The organism is Serratia sp. G204Y (assembly GCF_051172435.1).
GTDB classification, from domain to species: domain Bacteria; phylum Pseudomonadota; class Gammaproteobacteria; order Enterobacterales; family Enterobacteriaceae; genus Serratia; species Serratia sarumanii.
Genome location: NZ_JBPIZA010000001.1, coordinates 748,706 through 767,300 on the forward strand (window position 1 = coordinate 748,706; position 18,595 = coordinate 767,300).

The window sequence follows — 18,595 nt, forward strand, 5'->3', positions numbered from 1 at the left end:
TTCCATTTTGAACTATATTTATAAGGTTATATTCCTTTATGCGGGCGGTCGCACTGTTAAAGTGCTGATATCAAAAAAGATAAATAACACACAGGGGTGTTTATGATGTTTGCGAAAGTTCGTCGTCAATGGCTGTTGGGCGTGGTGGGCGTCGCGTTGGCCGCCGGTTTGGCGACTCAAGCCTACGCCGCCGACAATCTGCTGCAGCAGGTGAAACAGCGCGGCACGCTGATCGTCGGTCTGGAAGGCACCTATCCGCCGTTCAGCTTCCAGGGTGAAGACGGCAAATTGACCGGTTTCGAAGTGGATTTCGCCAACGCGCTGGCGGAACATTTGGGCGTGAAGGCCAAGCTGAACCCGACCAAGTGGGACGGCATGCTGGCTTCGCTGGAATCAAAACGCATCGATGTGGTGATCAACCAGGTGACCATCTCTGATGAGCGCAAGAAGAAATATGATTTCTCCACCCCTTACACCGTTTCCGGTATTCAGGCGCTGGTGAAAAAAGGCAACGAAGGCACCATCACCAAGCCGGAAGACCTGAAGGGCAAGAAGGTCGGTGTTGGCCTGGGTACCAACTATGAGCAATGGCTGCGCGCGAACGTGCAGGGTGTGGACGTGCGTACCTACGACGACGACCCGACCAAGTATCAGGATTTGCGCGTCGGCCGCATCAACGCCATTCTGGTGGATCGCCTGGCGGCGCTGGATCTGGTGAAGAAAACCGGCGATACGCTGGCGGTAGCCGGCCCGGCGTTCTCCCGCCAGGAGTCCGGCGTGGCGCTGCGCAAGAACAACCCGGAGCTGCTGGCCGCGATTGACCAGGCGATCGCCGAGATGCAAAAAGATGGCACGCTGGCGAAGATCTCCGAGAAATGGTTTGGCGCGGACGTAACTAAATAATGCACGAAAGTATTCAACTGGCGCTGGATTCAGCGCCATTTTTATTAAAGGGCGCAATACTGACGCTTCAGCTTAGCCTGGGCGGTATGGCGTTCGGCCTGTTGCTTGGTTTTCTGCTGGCGCTGATGCGCCTTTCGCCGCTTTGGCCGCTGGCGTGGCTGTCGCGCATTTACGTGTCGCTGTTCCGCGGCACGCCGTTGATCGCCCAGCTGTTTATGATCTATTACGGTCTGCCGCAGTTCGGCATCGAGTTCGATCCTTTCCCGGCGGCGCTGATTGGCCTGTCGCTCAATACCGCCGCCTACACCTCGGAAACGCTGCGCGCGGCGATTTCGTCGATCGACAAAGGGCAGTGGGAAGCCGCCGCCAGCATCGGCATGACCCGTTGGCAAACCCTGCGCCGGGTGATCCTGCCGCAGGCGGCGCGCACCGCCTTGCCGCCGCTGGGCAACAGCTTCATCGGCCTGGTGAAAGACACCTCGCTGGCCGCCACCATTCAGGTGCCGGAGCTGTTCCGCCAGGCGCAGCTGATCACCTCGCGCACGCTGGAAGTGTTCACCATGTACCTGGCGGCATCGCTGATTTACTGGGTGATGGCGACCCTGCTTTCCGCACTGCAAAACCGCCTGGAAGCCCACGTTAATCGCCAGGATCAGGAGTAGCGCATGAGTGCCATTGAAGTTAAGCAATTGACCAAGCAGTTCAAGGGTCAGACGGTGCTGCATGGGATCGATCTGGCGGTGGACGCCGGTGAAGTGGTGGCGATCATCGGCCCTAGCGGCTCAGGGAAAACCACCTTGTTGCGCTGCATCAACCTGCTGGAGGAGCCGGATTCCGGCACCATTCGCGTCGGCGACATCCTGATCGACGGCAGCAAGCCGTTGAGCAAACAGAAAAATCAGGTGCGCGCGCTGCGTCAGCAGGTCGGTTTCGTGTTCCAGAGCTTCAACCTGTTCCCGCATCGTTCGGTGCTGGAAAACATCATCGAAGGGCCGGTGGTCGTCAAGGGCGAGGCGAAAGCCAGCGCGGAACAGCGCGCCCGCGCGTTGCTGGCCAAGGTGGGGCTGAGCGGCAAGGAGCATGCTTATCCGCGGCGGCTGTCCGGCGGGCAACAGCAGCGAGTGGCTATTGCGCGCGCGCTGGCGATGCAGCCGGAGGTGATTTTGTTCGATGAGCCGACGTCGGCGCTCGATCCCGAGCTGGTAGGGGAAGTGCTCAATACCATGCGCTCACTGGCGGAAGAGAAACGCACCATGGTGATCGTCACCCATGAGATGAGTTTCGCCCGCGACGTGGCCGACCGGGTTATCTTTATGGATCACGGCCGCATCGTCGAACAGGGCCCGGCCAAAGCGCTGTTCGCCAACCCGCAGCACCAGCGCACTCAGCAATTCCTCGACAAGTTCCGGAATCAATAAGGCGGCGGGGGAGCTTCCCCCGCCCGCATTTACTCCGCTTTCAACAATTCGTTTCGCGCTGCGGCTGCCGTATCCCGGATGTTGCCGAACCAGAGAGTCAATGCGAATCGTAGCGGTCTGCTGCGGCTTTCAAGCAAACTAATCCGTTCTAAGCTCCCCCTATTGTTATCGCCCATGAGGCGACACATCCTCATGCAAGGATAACAAGACGCTAACGTCTGGCCGGGCTGCGGGCAATAAAAAACCCTGCACGAGTGCAGGGTTTGCGTAGCGGTGAGCCAATCAGGCGGCAATGTATGGCCGCCTTGAGATGCGTTAACCGATGGTCATCAGGCTGGCGTTACCGCCGGCGGCGGCGGTGTTGACGCTCAACGAACGTTCGATCAGCAGGCGCTCTAACAGGATGTTGGTTTCACCGTGGGCGAAGCCTTGCACCGAGACGATGGCGCCGCCGCGCTGCGCGATCTGCTCGCACAGGGTGCGCAGCTGGTCGGCATCGCCGTGGTAGATGGCGGCGTCGAACTCGACCTTGTCCTGCTGCCAGTCTTTGCTGAAGGCGATGCGCGCCTGCACATCGTTCGGCAGGCGGCGGAACAGATTGCGCTGCAGTTCCGCTTCCGGCCACAGCGCGCTGCTGCCGACCGCCAGCACGGCGGCCAACTGGATCAGCGCGTCGGCTTCGTTATCCGCCAGGCACAGCACGCGTTCACGCGGCAGCAGGGCATAGGTATTGCGCTCGCCGGTCGGGCCCGGCAGCGGGCGTACGGTGCCGCCCTGGCCCAGTTCCGCATAGCGCTGCGCCAGTGCCGCCAGTTCGCCTTGTTGGCTGGTGACCGCCCATTTCTCCAGCGATTGCAGCGCGCCCAGCAGCTGCGGCCGCGCGGTGGCTTCCATCGGGCGCTCTTCGTCCTGACGGTGCAGCGTACGTTGCAGCGCGTCGTCCGGGCGGTTGGCCAGCAGACGGTACAGGTACAGCGGGCCGCCGGCTTTCGGGCCGGTGCCCGACAGACCTTCGCCGCCGAACGGCTGCACCCCGACCACCGCGCCAACCATGTTACGGTTGACGTACAGGTTGCCGACCTTGGCGCGTTCGGTCACCCGGGCGATGGTTTCATCGATACGGGTGTGAATGCCCAGCGTCAGGCCATAACCGGCGGCGTTGATCTGATCGACCAGCGCGTCCAGATTGTTGCGCTGGAAGCGCACCACGTGCAGCACCGGGCCGAAGATCTCTTTTTGCAGTTCGTCGAAGCTGTCGAGTTCGATCAGCGTCGGCTTGATGAAGGTGCCGCGCGCCCACTCTTTCTCATCCTGCGCGCTGCCTTTGGCGGCCTGGTATACCTTGCGGCCTTTGGCGCGCATCGCCTGAATGTGGCGTTCGATGCCGGTTTTGGCGTCGGCGTCGATCACTGGGCCCACGTCGGTGGACAGGCGCTCCGGATTGCCCATGCGGCATTCGGCCATCGCGCCGCGCAGCATTTGCAGCGTGTGCTCGGCCACGTCTTCCTGAATGCACAGGATACGCAGCGCGGAGCAGCGCTGGCCTGGCCGGCGCTGTCGAAGGCGGAGGCCACCACGTCGGTCACCACCTGCTCGGTCAGGGCGGAAGAGTCGACGATCATGGCATTCAGGCCGCCGGTTTCGGCGATCAGCGGCGTCGGGCGGCCCTGCGGATCCAGACGACCGGCGATGCTGCGCTGCAGAATACCGGCGACGTCGGTGGAGCCGGTAAACATCACGCCGCGTACGCGGGCGTCGTTGACCAGCGTTGAGCCGACGGTTTCACCCTGGCCTGGCAGCAGCTGCAGCACGCCTTGCGGAATGCCGGCTTCCAGCAGAATACGCACCGCCTGCGCGGCCACCAGCGGCGTTTGCTCGGCCGGTTTGGCCAGCACGCTGTTGCCGGCCGCCAGCGCGGCGGCGATTTGGCCGGTGAAGATCGCCAGCGGGAAGTTCCAGGGGCTGATGCAGACCACCGGGCCCAGCGGACGGTGGCTGTCGTTGGCGAAATCGTCGCGTACCTGGCCGGCGTAGTAGTGCAGGAAATCGACCGCTTCACGCACTTCGGCGATGGCGTTGTTGAAGGTTTTACCGGCTTCGCGCACCAGAATGCCCAGCAGGCTTTGCAGCTGGCTTTCCATCAGTTCGGCGGCGCGTTCGAGGATCGCGGCGCGCTCCGTCGGCGGCGTAGCGAACCAGATTGGGCCGGCGGCCGCGGCGGCGTCGAGCGCGCGGCTAACTTCGCCTTCGGTGGCTTCACGCACGTAGCCGACCACATCGCCCGGCTCGGCCGGGTTGATCACCGGCTGTTCCACGCCCTGATCCAATTCGGCGTCGATGATAGGCTCCGCGCGCCACGGATGGCTGGCGCTGGTGAGCAGGGCGCTGGAGAGCGAAGCCAGACGCTGTTCGTTGGACAGATCCAGGCCGCTGGAGTTGGTGCGCTTCTCGCCGTACAGCTCGCGCGGCAGCGGAATGCGCGGGTGCGGCAGGCCAATCTGGCCTTCGCTGGCCGCCAGCGCTTCCACGGCGCTGACCGGATCGGCCACCAGCTCGTCGAGCGGCAGGGTGGCGTCGGCGATGCGGTTGACGAACGAGGTGTTGGCGCCGTTTTCCAGCAGGCGGCGCACCAGGTAAGCCAGCAGCGTTTCATGGGTGCCGACCGGCGCATAGATGCGGCAAGGGCGGTTCAGTTTGCCGTCGGCCACTTTACCCACCACCTGTTCGTACAGCGGTTCACCCATGCCGTGCAGGCACTGGAACTCATACTGGCCAGGGTAGTAGTTGTTGCCGGCCAGGTGATAGATGGCGCTCAGGGTATGGGCGTTGTGGGTGGCGAACTGCGGATAAATCAGGTTCGGCACCGACAGCAGCTTGCGGGCGCAGGCCAGGTAGGAAACGTCGGTATAGACCTTGCGGGTGTAGACCGGGTAGCCTTCCAGGCCGTCCATCTGGGCGCGTTTGATTTCGCTGTCCCAGTAGGCGCCCTTCACCAGACGGATCATCAGGCGACGGCGGCTGCGTTGCGCCATGTCGATCACCGCATCGATGGCGAACGGACAGCGTTTTTGGTAGGCCTGAATCACGAAGCCGATGCCGTTCCAGCCGGCCAGCTGCGGTTCGAAGCACAGCTTCTCCAGCAGATCGAGCGAGATCTCCAGGCGGTCGGCCTCTTCGGCGTCGATGTTGATGCCGATATCGTACTGGCGTGCCTGCAGGGTCAGCGACAGCAGGCGCGGGTAGAGTTCTTCCATGACGCGTTCGTACTGCGCGCGGCTGTAGCGCGGGTGCAGGGCGGACAGCTTGATGGAGATGCCGGGGCCTTCATAGATGCCGCGGCCGTTGGAGGCTTTGCCGATGGCGTGGATCGCCTGCTGGTAGGAAACCAGGTAGGCCTGGGCGTCGGCCTCGGTCAGGGCGGCTTCGCCCAGCATGTCGTAGGAGTAGCGGAAGCCTTTATCTTCGAGCTTGCGCGCGTTGGCCAGCGCTTCGGCGATGGTTTCGCCGGTCACGAACTGTTCGCCCATCAGGCGCATCGCCATGTCCACGCCTTTGCGGATCAGCGGTTCGCCGCTCTTGCCGATAATGCGGTTCAGCGAACGGGACAGATTGGCTTCGTTATGCGTGGACACCAGCTTGCCGGTGAACAGCAGGCCCCAGGTAGCGGCGTTGACGAACAGCGACGGGCTGCGCCCGAGGTGCGAGTGCCAGTTGCCGTTGCTGATCTTGTCGCGGATCAGGGCATCGCGGGTCGGTTTGTCCGGAATGCGCAGCAGCGCTTCCGCCAGGCACATCAGCGCCACACCTTCCTGCGAGGAGAGGGAGAACTCTTGCAGCAGGCCTTGCACCATGCCGGCGCGGCCGTTTGCACTTTTTTGGTTACGCAACTTCTCGGCGATGCCATAGGCCATTTTGTGAGTGGCCTGTGCAAGATCGGCGGGTAATCGCGCCTGTTCGAGCAACATCGGCACCGCTTCGGTCTCCGGGCGACGATAGGCGGCGGTGATGGCGGCGCGGGTGACCGACTGCGGCAGAATTTGTTCGGCGAAATCGAGGAATGGCTGGTGTGACTCTTCCTGCGCTTGCGGCATAATGTCGTCCGCTTCAGGCTGGCCCACAGCGGCCAGCGCTGGAATTTCAGGAATATCGGTACCGCTCTCGAGACGCTCGAGGTAATTAAAGATGGCCTGCTTGATGAGCCAGTGCGGCGTGCGATCGATGCGCTGCGCAGCGCTCTTGATCCGGTCGCGTGTTGCCTCGTCGAGTTTCACGCCCATTGTGGTAGTGCCCATGCCAATCCAACTCCTGTGTTTAGAACCTATCCCATCAGGCTAGACAAACAGCAGGCCGGAAAGCCTGTTGGGATAGGTTCGTGAGATGTGTGGGGTTAAGAATGCAGACAATATCCTGCATGTTGCAACTTTGTGCAACCTTGTTAAATCAGGCTGATGAGCGAAGTGTGAGTTTCATCGATTTTTTAACATCCGCAGTTGGCATGAATGTTGCGTTATTGAGCGAACGCGGCGGGGTTTATGCGGCCGCAGGCGTTTTACCTTGCGGTATATAAGGGTAATGACCGGGTGCAACTCATTTTGCTTGTCGTGAGTGCAACCTTTGAGCCCGGTAAATGTGACGCAGGGTAAACTTTGTGTAACTTTGTTGTTAAATATCTTGTTGGTTGATGAAAGGCTCATCTAGGATAACCGACGGTCAACAATTACGGGCAGAAACTATTTTACCTGCACTTGCTCGCAGGCTGCGCCACGTTCCGGCGCGGCGGCCAGTGAAATGCATTGCGCGTGGGTTTACCGGCGCCGGCTTGGCCGGAGCGAAACGCGAATAATAATGAAAGTGGAGAATTAAATGACAATGAGCACACCTATGCTGGTGACCTTCCTGGTGTACATTTTCGGGATGGTGCTGATCGGCCTGCTTGCCTACCGGGCAACCAACAACTTTGATGACTATATTCTCGGCGGCCGCAGTTTGGGCAGCGTGGTGACCGCGCTGTCCGCCGGCGCTTCCGACATGAGCGGCTGGCTGCTGATGGGCCTGCCGGGCGCCATCTTCCTCTCCGGCATCTCCGAAAGCTGGATCGCCATCGGCCTGACCATCGGCGCTTACCTGAACTGGAAGCTGGTGGCAGGAAGGCTGCGCGTGCATACCGAAGCCAACAACAACGCCCTGACGCTGCCGGACTATTTCACCAGCCGCTTTGAAGACAACAGCAAGCTGCTGCGGGTGATCTCGGCCATCGTCATCCTGGTGTTCTTCACCATTTACTGCGCCTCCGGCATCGTGGCCGGCGCGCGCCTGTTCGAAAGCACCTTCGGCATGAGCTACGAAACCGCCCTGTGGGCCGGCGCCGCGGCGACCATCCTGTATACCTTTATCGGCGGTTTCCTGGCGGTGAGCTGGACTGACACCGTGCAGGCCAGCCTGATGATTTTCGCGCTGATCCTGACGCCGGTGATCGTGATCTTCGCCGTCGGCGGCATCGATACCTCGATGCTGGTGATCCAGGCGCAGAACCCGGCCAACCTCGACATGCTGAAGGGGCTGAACTTCGTCGCCATCCTGTCGCTGCTGGGTTGGGGCCTGGGCTACTTCGGCCAGCCGCACATCCTGGCACGTTTCATGGCGGCGGATTCTCACCGCACCATCCGCAGCGCGCGCCGCATCAGCATGACCTGGATGATCCTGTGCCTCGCCGGCACCATCGCCGTCGGTTTCTTCGGCATCGCTTACTTCGCCAATAACCCGGATCAAGCCGGCAACGTGTCGCAGAACGGCGAACGCGTGTTCATCGAGCTGGCGATGCTGCTGTTCAACCCATGGGTGGCGGGCGTGCTGCTGTCGGCGATCCTGGCGGCGGTCATGAGTACGCTGAGCTGCCAGCTGCTGGTGTGCTCCAGCGCGATCACCGAAGACCTGTATAAGGCGTTCCTGCGCAAAGGCGCCAGCCAGCGTGAGCTGGTGTGGGTCGGCCGCGTGATGGTGCTGGTGGTGGCGTTGATCGCCATCGCGCTGGCGGCCAACCCGGAGAACCGCGTGCTGGGCCTGGTGAGCTACGCCTGGGCAGGTTTCGGCGCCGCCTTCGGCCCGGTCGTGCTGATCTCGGTGCTGTGGTCGCGCATGACCCGCAACGGCGCGCTGGCCGGCATGCTGGTCGGCGCGGTGACGGTGATCGTCTGGAAACAGTACGAATGGCTGGGTCTGTATGAAATCATCCCGGGCTTCATCCTGGGCAGCCTCGCCATCGTGGTGGTGAGCCTGATGGGCCGCCAGCCTTCCGCCACCATGACCGAGCGTTTCGATCAGGCGGAAGCCGAGTATAAAACGGTATAACGCCGTTCGATGTCAGTCAGCAAGGGGCGCGTAACGCGCCCTTTTTTTCGCCTGCCGATCGCCGTCATCCAACACCTGGTGACATTTGATTAGAAAAAATCACGCTGGCGCCTCTTGTATTTCTTCTTGGCAGAATGATAATCACTCTCGTTGCATTTTACGTTTCTTTACAGAGTTGCGCAGCGCATGTCGAGCCAGCTTTCTCTGCCGCCGCGGTCTTTTCAGGGGTGATTATTTATGTTCGTTCCCTTTCTTATCATGTTCCGTGAAGGGCTGGAGGCCGCGCTGATCGTCAGCCTGATCGCCAGCTACCTGAAACGCACGCAGCGCAGCCAATGGCTGGGCGCGGTGTGGGTCGGCGTGATTGTCGCCGCGGCGCTGTGTCTGGCGCTCGGCATCTTCATCAATGAAACCACCGGCGAGTTCCCGCAGAAGCAGCAGGAGCTGTTCGAAGGCATCGTCGCGGTGGTGGCGGTACTGATCCTCACCTATATGGTGTTCTGGATGCGCAAAGTGTCCAAGTCGGTCAAGGTGCATCTGGAAGGGGCGATCGATCAGGCGCTCAGCGCCGGCAAAGGGCAGGGTTGGGCGCTGGTGGCGATGGTGTTCTTCGCCGTGGCGCGCGAAGGGCTGGAGTCGGTGTTCTTCCTGCTGGCGGCGTTCCAGCAAGACGTGGGCGCCGCGGCGCCGATCGGCGCGGTGCTCGGCCTGGCGGCCGCCATCGTGCTGGGCATGATGATTTACTGGGGCGGGGTGAAGCTGCACCTGGCCAAATTCTTCAAATGGACCAGCCTGTTCATTCTGTTCGTCGCCGCCGGGCTGGCCGCGGGGGCGATCCGCGCCTTCCATGAGGCCGGCCTGTGGAACCACTTTCAGGACATCGCCTTCGATTTCAGCAGCACCCTGTCGACCCATTCGCTGTTCGGCACCCTGCTGGAAGGCATTCTCGGTTATCAGGAAGCGCCGACGGTCAGCGAAGTGGCGGTCTACTTCCTGTATCTGATCCCGGCGCTGATTTTCTTTTTCCTGCCGCAGCGCGCGGAGCCGGCAGCGGCTCCGGCGCAACGTAAAATCAATCATTAATGTTTAATAGGGAATCTCGTATGTCTACTCCGTTATTTCGCCGCAAGGCGTTGCACGCAGCATTACTGGCTATCCCGGCGTTTGTGCTGAGCATCGATGCGCTGGCGGCGGACGTGCCGCAGGTCAAAGTCACGGTCAACGACAAGCAGTGCGAACCGATGCAGCTGACGGTGCCGGCCGGCAAGACGCAGTTTGTGGTGCATAACACCAGCCAGAAAAACGTCGAATGGGAAATCCTGAAAGGGGTGATGGTGGTGGAAGAGCGCGAGAACATCGCGCCGGGCTTCACCCAGAAAATGACCGCCACGCTGGAAGCGGGCGAATATGACATGACCTGCGGGCTGCTGAGCAATCCAAAAGGCAAACTGACCGTCACTGCGGCGGCCAACGGCGCCACCGACGGCAAGCCGAGCGCGCTGGATCTGGTTGGCCCGATCGCCGAATACAAAGTCTACGTCACCAAAGAAGTCGACGGGCTGGTGAAACAGACCAAGCTGTTCACCGACGCGGTGAAGGCCGGCAACGTGGAGCAAGCGCGCAAGCTGTATGCGCCGACCCGTCAGCACTATGAGCGCATCGAGCCGATCGCCGAGCTGTTCTCCGATCTGGACGGCAGCATCGACGCCCGTGAAGACGACTACGAGAAGAAATCGGCGGACCCTAACTTCACCGGTTTCCACCGTCTGGAGAAGGCGCTGTTTGCCGACAACTCGACCAAAGACATGGATAAATACGCCGATCGGCTGTATCAGGACACCGTTGAGCTGCAAAAACGCGTGGGTGAACTGACCTTCCCGCCGAGCAAGGTGGTGGGCGGCGCAGCCGGGCTGATCGAAGAAGTGGCGGCCAGCAAGATCAGCGGTGAAGAAGACCGCTATAGCCGCACCGACCTGTGGGATTTCCAGGCCAACGTCGACGGCGCGCAGAAGATCGTCAACCTGCTGCGTCCGCTGCTGGTCAAGGCCAACAAGCCGCTGCTGGACAAGATTGACGCCAACTTCAAAACCGTCGACACCATTTTGGCGAAGTACAAAACCAAAGAGGGCTATGAGTCCTACGAGAAGCTGAGCGAAGCCGATCGCAACGCGTTGAAAGGGCCGATCACCACGCTGGCGGAAGACCTTTCTCAACTGCGCGGCGTGTTGGGCCTGGACTGAGGCATAGGATTATGAGCAATAAGGCAGGCCTGAACAACGGGCCGCATCCGCAATCGCAGGGGGCGGCCTCGCCTTCGCGGCGCCGTTTGCTGCAAGGGCTGGGGCTGGGCGCACTGGCGCTGGGCGGCAGCCGCCTGGCGCAGGCGGCGGGCAACGCGGCGGAGCCGTTGGCGACGCCGCAGGATGAGCGTTGGCAGAAACAGCCGTTTTATGGTCGCCATCAGGCTGGGGTGCTGACGCCGCAACAGGCGGCGATGATGCTGGTAGCGTTCGACGTGCTGGCGACCAGCAAAGCGGATCTGGAGCGTCTGTTCCGGCTGCTGACCGATCGCATCGCGTTCCTGGCCCACGGCGGCAAGGCGCCGGAAGTGGATGCCAAGCTGCCGCCGCTCGATTCGGGCATCATGGGGCCGGAGATTTACCCGGACAACCTGACCATCACCGTTTCGGTCGGCGCATCGCTGTTTGACGAACGCTTTGGCCTGCAGGCGCAAAAACCGCTGCGGTTGCAGAAGATGACGCGCTTCCCCAACGATGCGCTGGACGCCGCGCTGTGCCACGGCGACCTGCTGCTGCAGATCTGCGCCAACACCAATGAAACCGCTCTCCACGCGCTGCGCGATATCATCAAGCATTCGCCGGATCTGCTCAGCGTGCGCTGGAAGCGGGAAGGGTTCATCTCGGCGCATGCGGCGCGCAGCAAAGGCAAAGAAACGCCGATTAACCTGCTGGGCTTCAAAGACGGCACCGCCAACCCGAAAACCGACGACACACCGCTGATGGATAAGGTGGTGTGGGTTGGCGACGGCGCCGGCGAGCCGGCGTGGACGGCGGGCGGCAGCTACCAGGCGGCGCGCATTATTCGCTTCCGCGTGGAGTTTTGGGATCGCACGCCGCTGCAGGAGCAGGAAACCATCTTTGGCCGCGAAAAGCACAGCGGCGCGCCGCTCGGTATGAAGCATGAACATGACGAGCCGAACTACGCGAACGATCCCGACGGCAAGGTGATACCGATGGACGCGCACATTCGGTTGGCGAACCCCCGCACGCCGGAAAGCCAAAGCAACCTGATGCTGCGGCGCGGCTACAGCTATTCCCTTGGCGTCTCGAATGCCGGGCAGCTGGAAATGGGGCTGCTGTTCGTCTGCTACCAGGCCGATCTGGAAAAAGGATTCCTGACGGTGCAAAAAAGGCTCAACGGCGAAGCGCTGGAGGAATACATCAAGCCGATCGGCGGCGGGTATTTCTTCGTATTGCCGGGCGTGAAAGAGGGCGGCGACTATCTGGCCAGCGGCTTGCTCAAGGCCTGAGTGCGCAATGACGAGGCGCGATCTTCCGCCTCGTTTTACTTTGTATTGCCTATTGCGCGGGACATTGCGCGACGAAGTTCAATTCGATGCTTTGCCTGCGGGTTAAAAAAATCGGCACGGCTCACCGGCTTTGGATTGCGCAAAATTTAATCGAGAAACCAAAGTGTCATTTGCGGTTTTTAATTGCAATTCATTGATATTTTGGGGGTAAAAATTTTTCTGGAATGACGTGTAGAGCGTGATATAGTGTTTTAGTGCTAACTGAAAACAAAAGATATTAAATTTTTTTACATTTTAGTAACGCGACGAGATTGAATGTCATTATACTGTAATCATCTGGCGGTAGTTTTCACACGGTGCACAGCTTGAAGCTGTAAATATCACTGCGGGGATCGCTAATGGTAAAGTCCTTGGTTGGGCTGGAAAGAAAAAATAACACATCTCCCCTGATTTCTCGTTGTAACGAGGGTTATCTCTCCGACTCTCTTTTACCGGCAACTCCGCACTCTTATCGCTACCGAATCTCATCACTTTTTACTCCACGTTTATTGATGCAGTCCGCGTTGTCCCGTGAAGACACGGCGCTTAAGCGTTGCCGTCAATTCACCTTGTCCCTTGGCTCTTATTGGCTCGGAGGAGGCCAAAACCTAATACGTGTGTGAAACATAATCGCGCGGCCAGGCCGTTGCGGTAGGTGAAACAAACTGTAAGGTGCCACTATGGGTAGACAGAAAGCAGTGATCAAAGCACGTCGTGAAGCGAAACGCGTTATTCGTCGTGACGCTCGTAGTCATCGCCAGCTGGAAGAAGAGTCTGTGACCTCGCTGGTGCAAATGGGGGGAGTCGAGTCTATCGGCATGGCGCGAGACAAGCGCGATAGCTCACCCATCGAGGCTAGAACCGAAGCTCAGGGTCATTACTTATCAGCCATAGAGAATAAGCAGCTGATCTTCGCCACCGGCGAAGCCGGCTGTGGCAAAACATTCATCAGCGCCGCCAAGGCGGCGGAGGCGCTGATTCATAAAGAGGTGGATCGGATTATCGTTACCCGTCCTGTTTTGCAGGCGGATGAAGACCTCGGTTTCTTGCCGGGGGATATCTCCGAGAAGTTCGCGCCTTATTTCCGCCCGGTGTATGACATTCTGGTACGTCGTTTAGGATCTTCCTTTATGCAGTACTGCCTGCGCCCGGAAATCGGCAAGGTAGAGATTGCGCCGTTCGCTTATATGCGCGGGCGCACCTTCGAAAATGCGGTCGTTATCCTGGATGAAGCCCAGAACGTGACCGCCAGCCAAATGAAAATGTTCCTGACCCGCCTGGGAGAAAACGTGACGGTTATCGTTAACGGCGACGTGACCCAGTGCGACTTGCCGCGCGGCGTGAAATCCGGCCTCAGCGATGCCCTGGAGCGCTTCGAAGAGGACGAGATGATCGGCGTTATCCGCTTTGAAAAACAGGACTGCGTGCGTTCCGCTTTGTGCCAGCGCACGCTCAACGCTTACAGTTAACCTATCCGCTAATGGAAAGGCCGCTTCGGCGGCCTTTTTTATCGCCCCTCATTTATCATTTCGTTTAACCTTTGTGTAAATTATTGTGGTTTTTTGTATAGATTTTCGTTGAGTTAGCGTCAATGATTAGTGAGTGCCAGATTGGCGCGCAATTTGCCTGTGCCGCCAAAAGGACATTATCTGGGGTGTGCGCCGCGCGGCGCATAGCGTGTAGGTTCCTTGATGCGATTCAAACATGAAATACATCGTTCTGATTTTGCTTATTTTATGCGTCGTCTATGTGCATTACCGCGGACGGGTGCGCTACAACGTGTGGCGGCAGCTGTCTGACCATTCCACCTTTACCGCACCATTGAACGTCTTCATGTATCTGTTTTCCCGCGTGCCGACCACGCCGTACCTGAAGCCGGAGCAGTTTCCTGAGCTGGCGGTGTTGAGAGATAACTGGGAAACCATCCGCGACGAAGGACAGAAGCTGATGGAGATCCAGCAGATCAAGGCGTCCGATCAATTCAACGACGCCGGTTTCAACTCTTTTTTCAAGACCGGTTGGAAGCGCTTTTATCTGAAATGGTATGAAGACAGCCATCCCTCCGCCATGACCCTGTGCCCGCAGACCACGGAACTGCTGCGCAACCTGCCTTCGGTCAAGGCGGCGATGTTCGCCGAACTGCCGGACGGCAGCCGTTTGCCGCGCCACCGCGACCCTTACGCCGGTTCGCTGCGTTATCACCTGGGGCTGATTACCCCCAATGATGACCGCTGCTTCATTGAGGTGGACGGCGAGCGCTACAGCTGGCGCGACGGGGAAGGCGTGATGTTCGATGAAACCTATCTGCACTACGCGGAAAACCAGAGCGGGCAGAACCGTCTGATCCTGTTCTGCGACATCGAACGGCCGATGCGCTACCGCTGGGCGCAGGCGGTGAACCACTGGCTGGGGCGCAATCTGATGAGCGCCGCCACCGCGCCGAATGAAGAGGGCGATCGCACCGGCGGCGTCAACAAGATGTTCAAATACATCTATGCGATACGCCGGGTGGGGAAACGCCTAAAGGCCTGGAATCGCACCGGTTACTACATCATCAAGTGGATTTTGTTCGGGGGGATCGCCGCGGCGATATTCTTCTCGGTATAAACGAAGGTGGGGGCGCACGGTGTGCGCCCCTTTTTGATCAGGCGAAGATAGTCATCATGTAGGCGGCGAACAGCGCCAGGTGGGCGGTGCCGTTCAGCACGTTGGTGCGGCCGGTCGAGAACGACAGCTGGCACAGCAGCAACACCGTCAGCATCACCACGATATGCGGCGTTTGCAGGCCGAAGATCAGCGTCTGCCCGGTCAGGGTGGCGATGATGGTGACCGCCGGCACGGTCAGGGAGATGGTCGCCAGCACCGAGCCGAAGAACAGGTTCATGGCGCGTTGCACCTGATTGTTCAACACGGCGCGCAGCGCGCCCAGCCCTTCAGGCGACAGGATCAGCAGCGCCACCAGGAAACCGGTGAACTGCGCCGGCGCGTTCATTTTGGTCAACAGACCTTCCAGCGGATTGGCGTTGAACTTGGTGACGGCGATAACCGCGATCAGGTGCACGATGAGCCAGGCGGCATGCCAGGCGCTGCTGTGGGAAGAAGGCTTGCCGTGATGCGGGTCGCCGTCGTCGTCTTCATGCTCGTACACGAACAGGCTCTGGTGGGTTTTGGTCTGGATCACCAGGAACACGCCATACATGGCGGCGGAGATCAGCGCTACCAACAGCGCTTGCCCGGTGCTGAAGTTGCCGCCCGGCAGCGCGCTCGGGAATACCAGCACAATCACCGCCAGCGGGAAAATCGCCATCAGGTACTGTTTGATGCCGCCCAGATTGACGTACTGGGTGGCGAATTTGCGCCCGCCGAGCAGCAGCGCGAAGCCGACCAGGCCAGCGGAAACGATCATGATGATGGAGTACAGCGTGTCGCGCATCAGCGCCGGCGCGGCGTCGCCGGTGGCCATCAGCGCCGAGATCAGGCTGACCTCGAGGATCACCACCGACAGGCTGAGGATCAGCGAGCCGTAGGGTTCGCCCAATCGGTGAGCCAGCACGTCGGCGTGGCGCACCACGCTGAAGGCGCTGCTGAGGATCCCCACCAGCGCGAGAATATTGATGCCGACGATCAGCGGAAAGTTAGCGGTGCTGCTCCACAGGTTCAACACCACCAGCGCGGCGATGGGGAAGATCAGCGAGTATTCGGTGTGGCGAGATTTGGTGGATCGGCCAGGATCGTGTTGCGACTTCATGAGGGTGACACTCCTTCTCAAACAGCGTAGCCCGTCGGCGCCGGTCGCCGTGGCACGGCAACTCTGCGTTTCCAGTAGGTATTTTATATTAGGATACACCCGCGGCGCCGGTGTGATGTTGTTTTTATCTGAGAAAGCAATTGCTTGCTTTATGTGATCAGGGTAGCAAAAAAACCGCACGGGGTGCGGTTTTATTTACTTACTTTTACGCAGTAACGCCAATTTTTAACGTTAGATTTGAGAAAAGTCGTGTTTACTCATTTACCGCTTGGTTAATCAAGGAAAATGAGACCGTCAGTCATCAATATTATCCATGATTTCATGCCGTTTATTGTGGTAACCCTCTTCATTTAGCCCCTCACGCCAGTAAGGTACGGCATAAAGACGATTGCGATCGCATTGGCGTTCACGGCGCAGGTAGCGGCGCAACCCCACCACCAGGCGATCTTCACCGGCGAGCCAGAAGTGCGCTTCGCCCTGCGGCAGGGACTGTGCGCGGAACTGAGCGATCAGTTCGTCGGTTTTCTCCGTGCCGCCGACGATCCAATTGACTTCAACATCAGCGGGTTTTTTCAGGTCAATCATGTCAGCGGTGCTGTCGACGCGGACGAAAGCGCGCCCGGCGCTGTGCGGCGGCAGGTTTTCCAGCAGCGCGGCCAGCGCAGGCAGCGAGGAAGGATCGCCCGCCAGGCAGTAGAAATCGGCCGCCGGCAGCATCGGTTTGGGGCCGCCCGGGTTGCTGATACCGATTTTATCGCCGATTTTCGCCTGGCGCGCAAAGTCGACCGCTGGGCCTCGGTGATCGTGAATCGCAAATTCGATGTCCACTTCCGCCTGTTCCGGGCGCACGGCGCGAATGGAATAGGTGCGCACGATCGGGCGCACGGCGTCCGCGGCCCAGCGCGGGCCGTTTTCGGTCAGCGTCGGCAGATCCGGCTGAGTTTGGTCGGCGAGCGGCAAAAAGACTTTGATGTGCGCAGCGGCGGCGTTGGCCGGGTAGTAGCGCAGATCGGGCGCGGTAAAGGTGATGCGGCGCAGGTGCGGCGTAATGTCCTGTACGGCGCTGACGGCGATCAGGTAGGGGGCGCGTGAGCGAGGGGCTTCGGTAGTCACGGGGATCTCCTTATAGTTCGTTTGGCGGTGAGTATACCATGCCGTTTGATAATGAGAATTGTTTGCTCATTGAGGCGCAACTGCGTGTGAGCTAGGCTTAAGGCTCACGCAATACGCACGGGAGGACGTGATGCCATACCAAGACACGAACGACTTGCCGGACAATGTGAAGCATGTGCTGCCGGCCCATGCGCAGGCGATCTATAAAGAAGCGTTCAACAGCGCCTGGCAACAATATCGGGATCCTGAAGATCGACGCGGTGACGCCGGCCGGGAAGAGACGGCGCACAAGGTGGCCTGGGCAGCGGTCAAACAAAGCTATCGCAAGGGCGACGATGAGCGCTGGCACAAAAAGTAACGCCTTTCATGCCCGGTAAAAATCGCGCAGACGTTATGCTGACCTCGGCAATTAATATTATTGCTGCTCAGTACAAATACTTTTCCACGTTAACGCCGCTTTGCAACTTGATTGCGCGGCGGGAAAAGAATATGGTCATTATTAATCGGAGCGGTTATTGAATTAATAAAATTCCGCACCAAAAAATAAAATTGCAAAGGTTCAGTAGTGGCGAGGGAGGACGAGAAATCGTATTCCCGGGAGGTTGTAACAGTGTTAACGCGAGATTTTCTGCAAAAAGCGGATTGCAAAACCGCCTTTGGCGCTATTGAGGAGTCGCTGTTGCTGACGCCTGAACAGCGCGCAGCCTCGTTGGCGTGCACATTATCGCGCCGGCCGGATCACAGCCCGGTATGGGTATTCGGTTACGGTTCGCTGATGTGGAATCCGGTTTTCGAATCGGAAGAAGTGCGGCCAGCCATACTGCAGGGCTGGCATCGGGCGTTCTGCATGCGTTTGACCGCCGGGCGCGGCACGCTGCATCAGCCGGGGCGCATGCTGGCGCTGAAAGAGGGCGGCCAGACCACCGGATTGGCCTTCCGTCTGCCGGAAAGCACGCTGCGCGAAGAGCTGGAGTTGCTGTGGAAGCGCGAGATGATCACCGATTGCTACGTGCCGACCTGGTGTGAGCTGCAGCTGGAGGGCGGTGAGGCCGTCACGGCGCTGGTGTTCGTGATGAACCCGCAGCATCCGTTGTTTGAAGCAGACACCAGCCACCAGGTGATCGCGCCATTGATCGCCAGCGCCAGCGGCCCGCTGGGCACCAACGCGCAATACCTGTTTGCGCTGGATAACGAGCTGAAGCACCACGGCATGCAGGATGATTGCATCGGCGATCTGGTGCGTTACGTGCAGCAATGGTTGCAGCAGAACCGCCCCGGCGCTTTCGGGGCCGAGGCCACGGCCTGAGGCGTTGGCGGGGCGGCAGACAGTAAAGGGCTCAGCGTGCGGAGCCCTTTTTCATATATCTAATACCTCTATTTAATAACTTTATTCTGCATGATCATTTAAGCCTGTCTCTTTGTATGGTTATTTATCTCGTTATTTTTAAAGCCATTCATCATTTTCCTCCGTCTTCA

13 protein-coding genes and 2 pseudogenes are annotated in these 18,595 nt (G+C 59.6%); 11 read left to right on the forward strand and 4 right to left on the reverse strand.

Annotated features, from left to right (window positions below; translation table 11 throughout):
- Positions 1-102: 102 nt before the first annotated feature.
- From tcyJ to tcyN, 3 genes are read left to right on the forward strand one after another with little or no spacing between them, the layout of a single operon-like run.
- Positions 103-903: a cystine ABC transporter substrate-binding protein gene (tcyJ, locus tag ACSBQQ_RS03715; protein ID WP_033653651.1), complete on the forward strand. Its 801-nt coding sequence runs from the start codon at positions 103-105 to the stop codon at positions 901-903.
- Positions 903-1,565: a cystine ABC transporter permease gene (gene tcyL / locus ACSBQQ_RS03720; RefSeq protein WP_033634963.1), complete on the forward strand. Its 663-nt coding sequence runs from the start codon at positions 903-905 to the stop codon at positions 1,563-1,565. Before tcyJ ends, tcyL begins: the two co-directional genes overlap by 1 nt.
- Positions 1,566-1,568: 3 nt before the next feature.
- Complete coding sequence (tcyN, locus tag ACSBQQ_RS03725; RefSeq protein ID WP_039565546.1) at positions 1,569-2,321, forward strand: L-cystine ABC transporter ATP-binding protein TcyN; 753 nt, start codon at positions 1,569-1,571, stop codon at positions 2,319-2,321.
- Positions 2,322-2,636: 315 nt separating this feature from the next.
- On the opposite strand, the pseudogene ACSBQQ_RS03730 reads toward tcyN, so the two are convergent.
- Positions 2,637-3,140, reverse strand: a pseudogene (locus tag ACSBQQ_RS03730) (trifunctional transcriptional regulator/proline dehydrogenase/L-glutamate gamma-semialdehyde dehydrogenase); the annotation flags it as partial.
- Positions 3,141-3,220: 80 nt separating this feature from the next.
- Positions 3,221-6,613 (reverse strand): annotated as a pseudogene (gene putA, locus ACSBQQ_RS03735) (trifunctional transcriptional regulator/proline dehydrogenase/L-glutamate gamma-semialdehyde dehydrogenase); the annotation flags it as partial.
- A gap of 571 nt (positions 6,614-7,184) precedes the next feature.
- Between putA and putP the strand changes: the two are divergent.
- From putP to lpxO, 6 genes are all read left to right on the forward strand, one after another.
- Entirely contained in the window at positions 7,185-8,669 is a 1,485-nt protein-coding gene (putP, locus tag ACSBQQ_RS03740; protein WP_060387913.1) for a sodium/proline symporter PutP, read from the forward strand.
- Between the two features lie 237 nt (positions 8,670-8,906).
- Complete coding sequence (gene efeU / locus ACSBQQ_RS03745) at positions 8,907-9,752, forward strand: iron uptake transporter permease EfeU (RefSeq protein ID WP_049194677.1); 846 nt, start codon at positions 8,907-8,909, stop codon at positions 9,750-9,752.
- A gap of 20 nt (positions 9,753-9,772) precedes the next feature.
- Positions 9,773-10,909 carry an iron uptake system protein EfeO gene (gene efeO, locus ACSBQQ_RS03750; RefSeq protein ID WP_060387912.1) on the forward strand — a complete coding sequence of 379 codons (1,137 nt, stop codon included), beginning with the start codon at positions 9,773-9,775 and terminating at the stop codon, positions 10,907-10,909.
- An 11-nt stretch (positions 10,910-10,920) separates the two neighbouring features.
- Positions 10,921-12,219 (forward strand): iron uptake transporter deferrochelatase/peroxidase subunit, encoded by a 1,299-nt coding sequence (gene efeB, locus ACSBQQ_RS03755; RefSeq protein WP_060387911.1) that lies wholly within the window; start codon positions 10,921-10,923, stop codon positions 12,217-12,219.
- Between the two features lie 719 nt (positions 12,220-12,938).
- Entirely contained in the window at positions 12,939-13,727 is a 789-nt protein-coding gene (gene phoH, locus ACSBQQ_RS03760; protein ID WP_015378226.1) for a phosphate starvation-inducible protein PhoH, read from the forward strand.
- A 235-nt stretch (positions 13,728-13,962) separates the two neighbouring features.
- A complete protein-coding gene (gene lpxO / locus ACSBQQ_RS03765; protein ID WP_039565556.1) occupies positions 13,963-14,865 on the forward strand; it encodes a lipid A hydroxylase LpxO in 903 nt (300 codons plus the stop codon).
- 37 nt (positions 14,866-14,902) lie between these two features.
- On the opposite strand, the gene chaA is transcribed toward lpxO, so the two are convergent.
- Together chaA and ACSBQQ_RS03775 are read right to left on the reverse strand one after the other, a co-directional pair.
- Complete coding sequence (gene chaA / locus ACSBQQ_RS03770) at positions 14,903-16,006, reverse strand: sodium-potassium/proton antiporter ChaA (RefSeq protein ID WP_033647747.1); 1,104 nt, start codon at positions 16,004-16,006, stop codon at positions 14,903-14,905.
- A 294-nt stretch (positions 16,007-16,300) separates the two neighbouring features.
- Positions 16,301-17,119, reverse strand: a complete 819-nt coding sequence (locus tag ACSBQQ_RS03775; RefSeq protein ID WP_033634954.1) for a siderophore-interacting protein — start codon at positions 17,117-17,119, stop codon at positions 16,301-16,303.
- Positions 17,120-17,249: 130 nt separating this feature from the next.
- Between ACSBQQ_RS03775 and chaB the strand changes: the two genes are divergently transcribed.
- Positions 17,250-17,477 carry a putative cation transport regulator ChaB gene (gene chaB, locus ACSBQQ_RS03780; protein WP_033647745.1) on the forward strand — a complete coding sequence of 76 codons (228 nt, stop codon included), beginning with the start codon at positions 17,250-17,252 and terminating at the stop codon, positions 17,475-17,477.
- Between the two features lie 252 nt (positions 17,478-17,729).
- Positions 17,730-18,425 (forward strand): gamma-glutamylcyclotransferase, encoded by a 696-nt coding sequence (locus ACSBQQ_RS03785; protein ID WP_033647744.1) that lies wholly within the window; start codon positions 17,730-17,732, stop codon positions 18,423-18,425.
- Positions 18,426-18,595 lie beyond the last annotated feature (170 nt).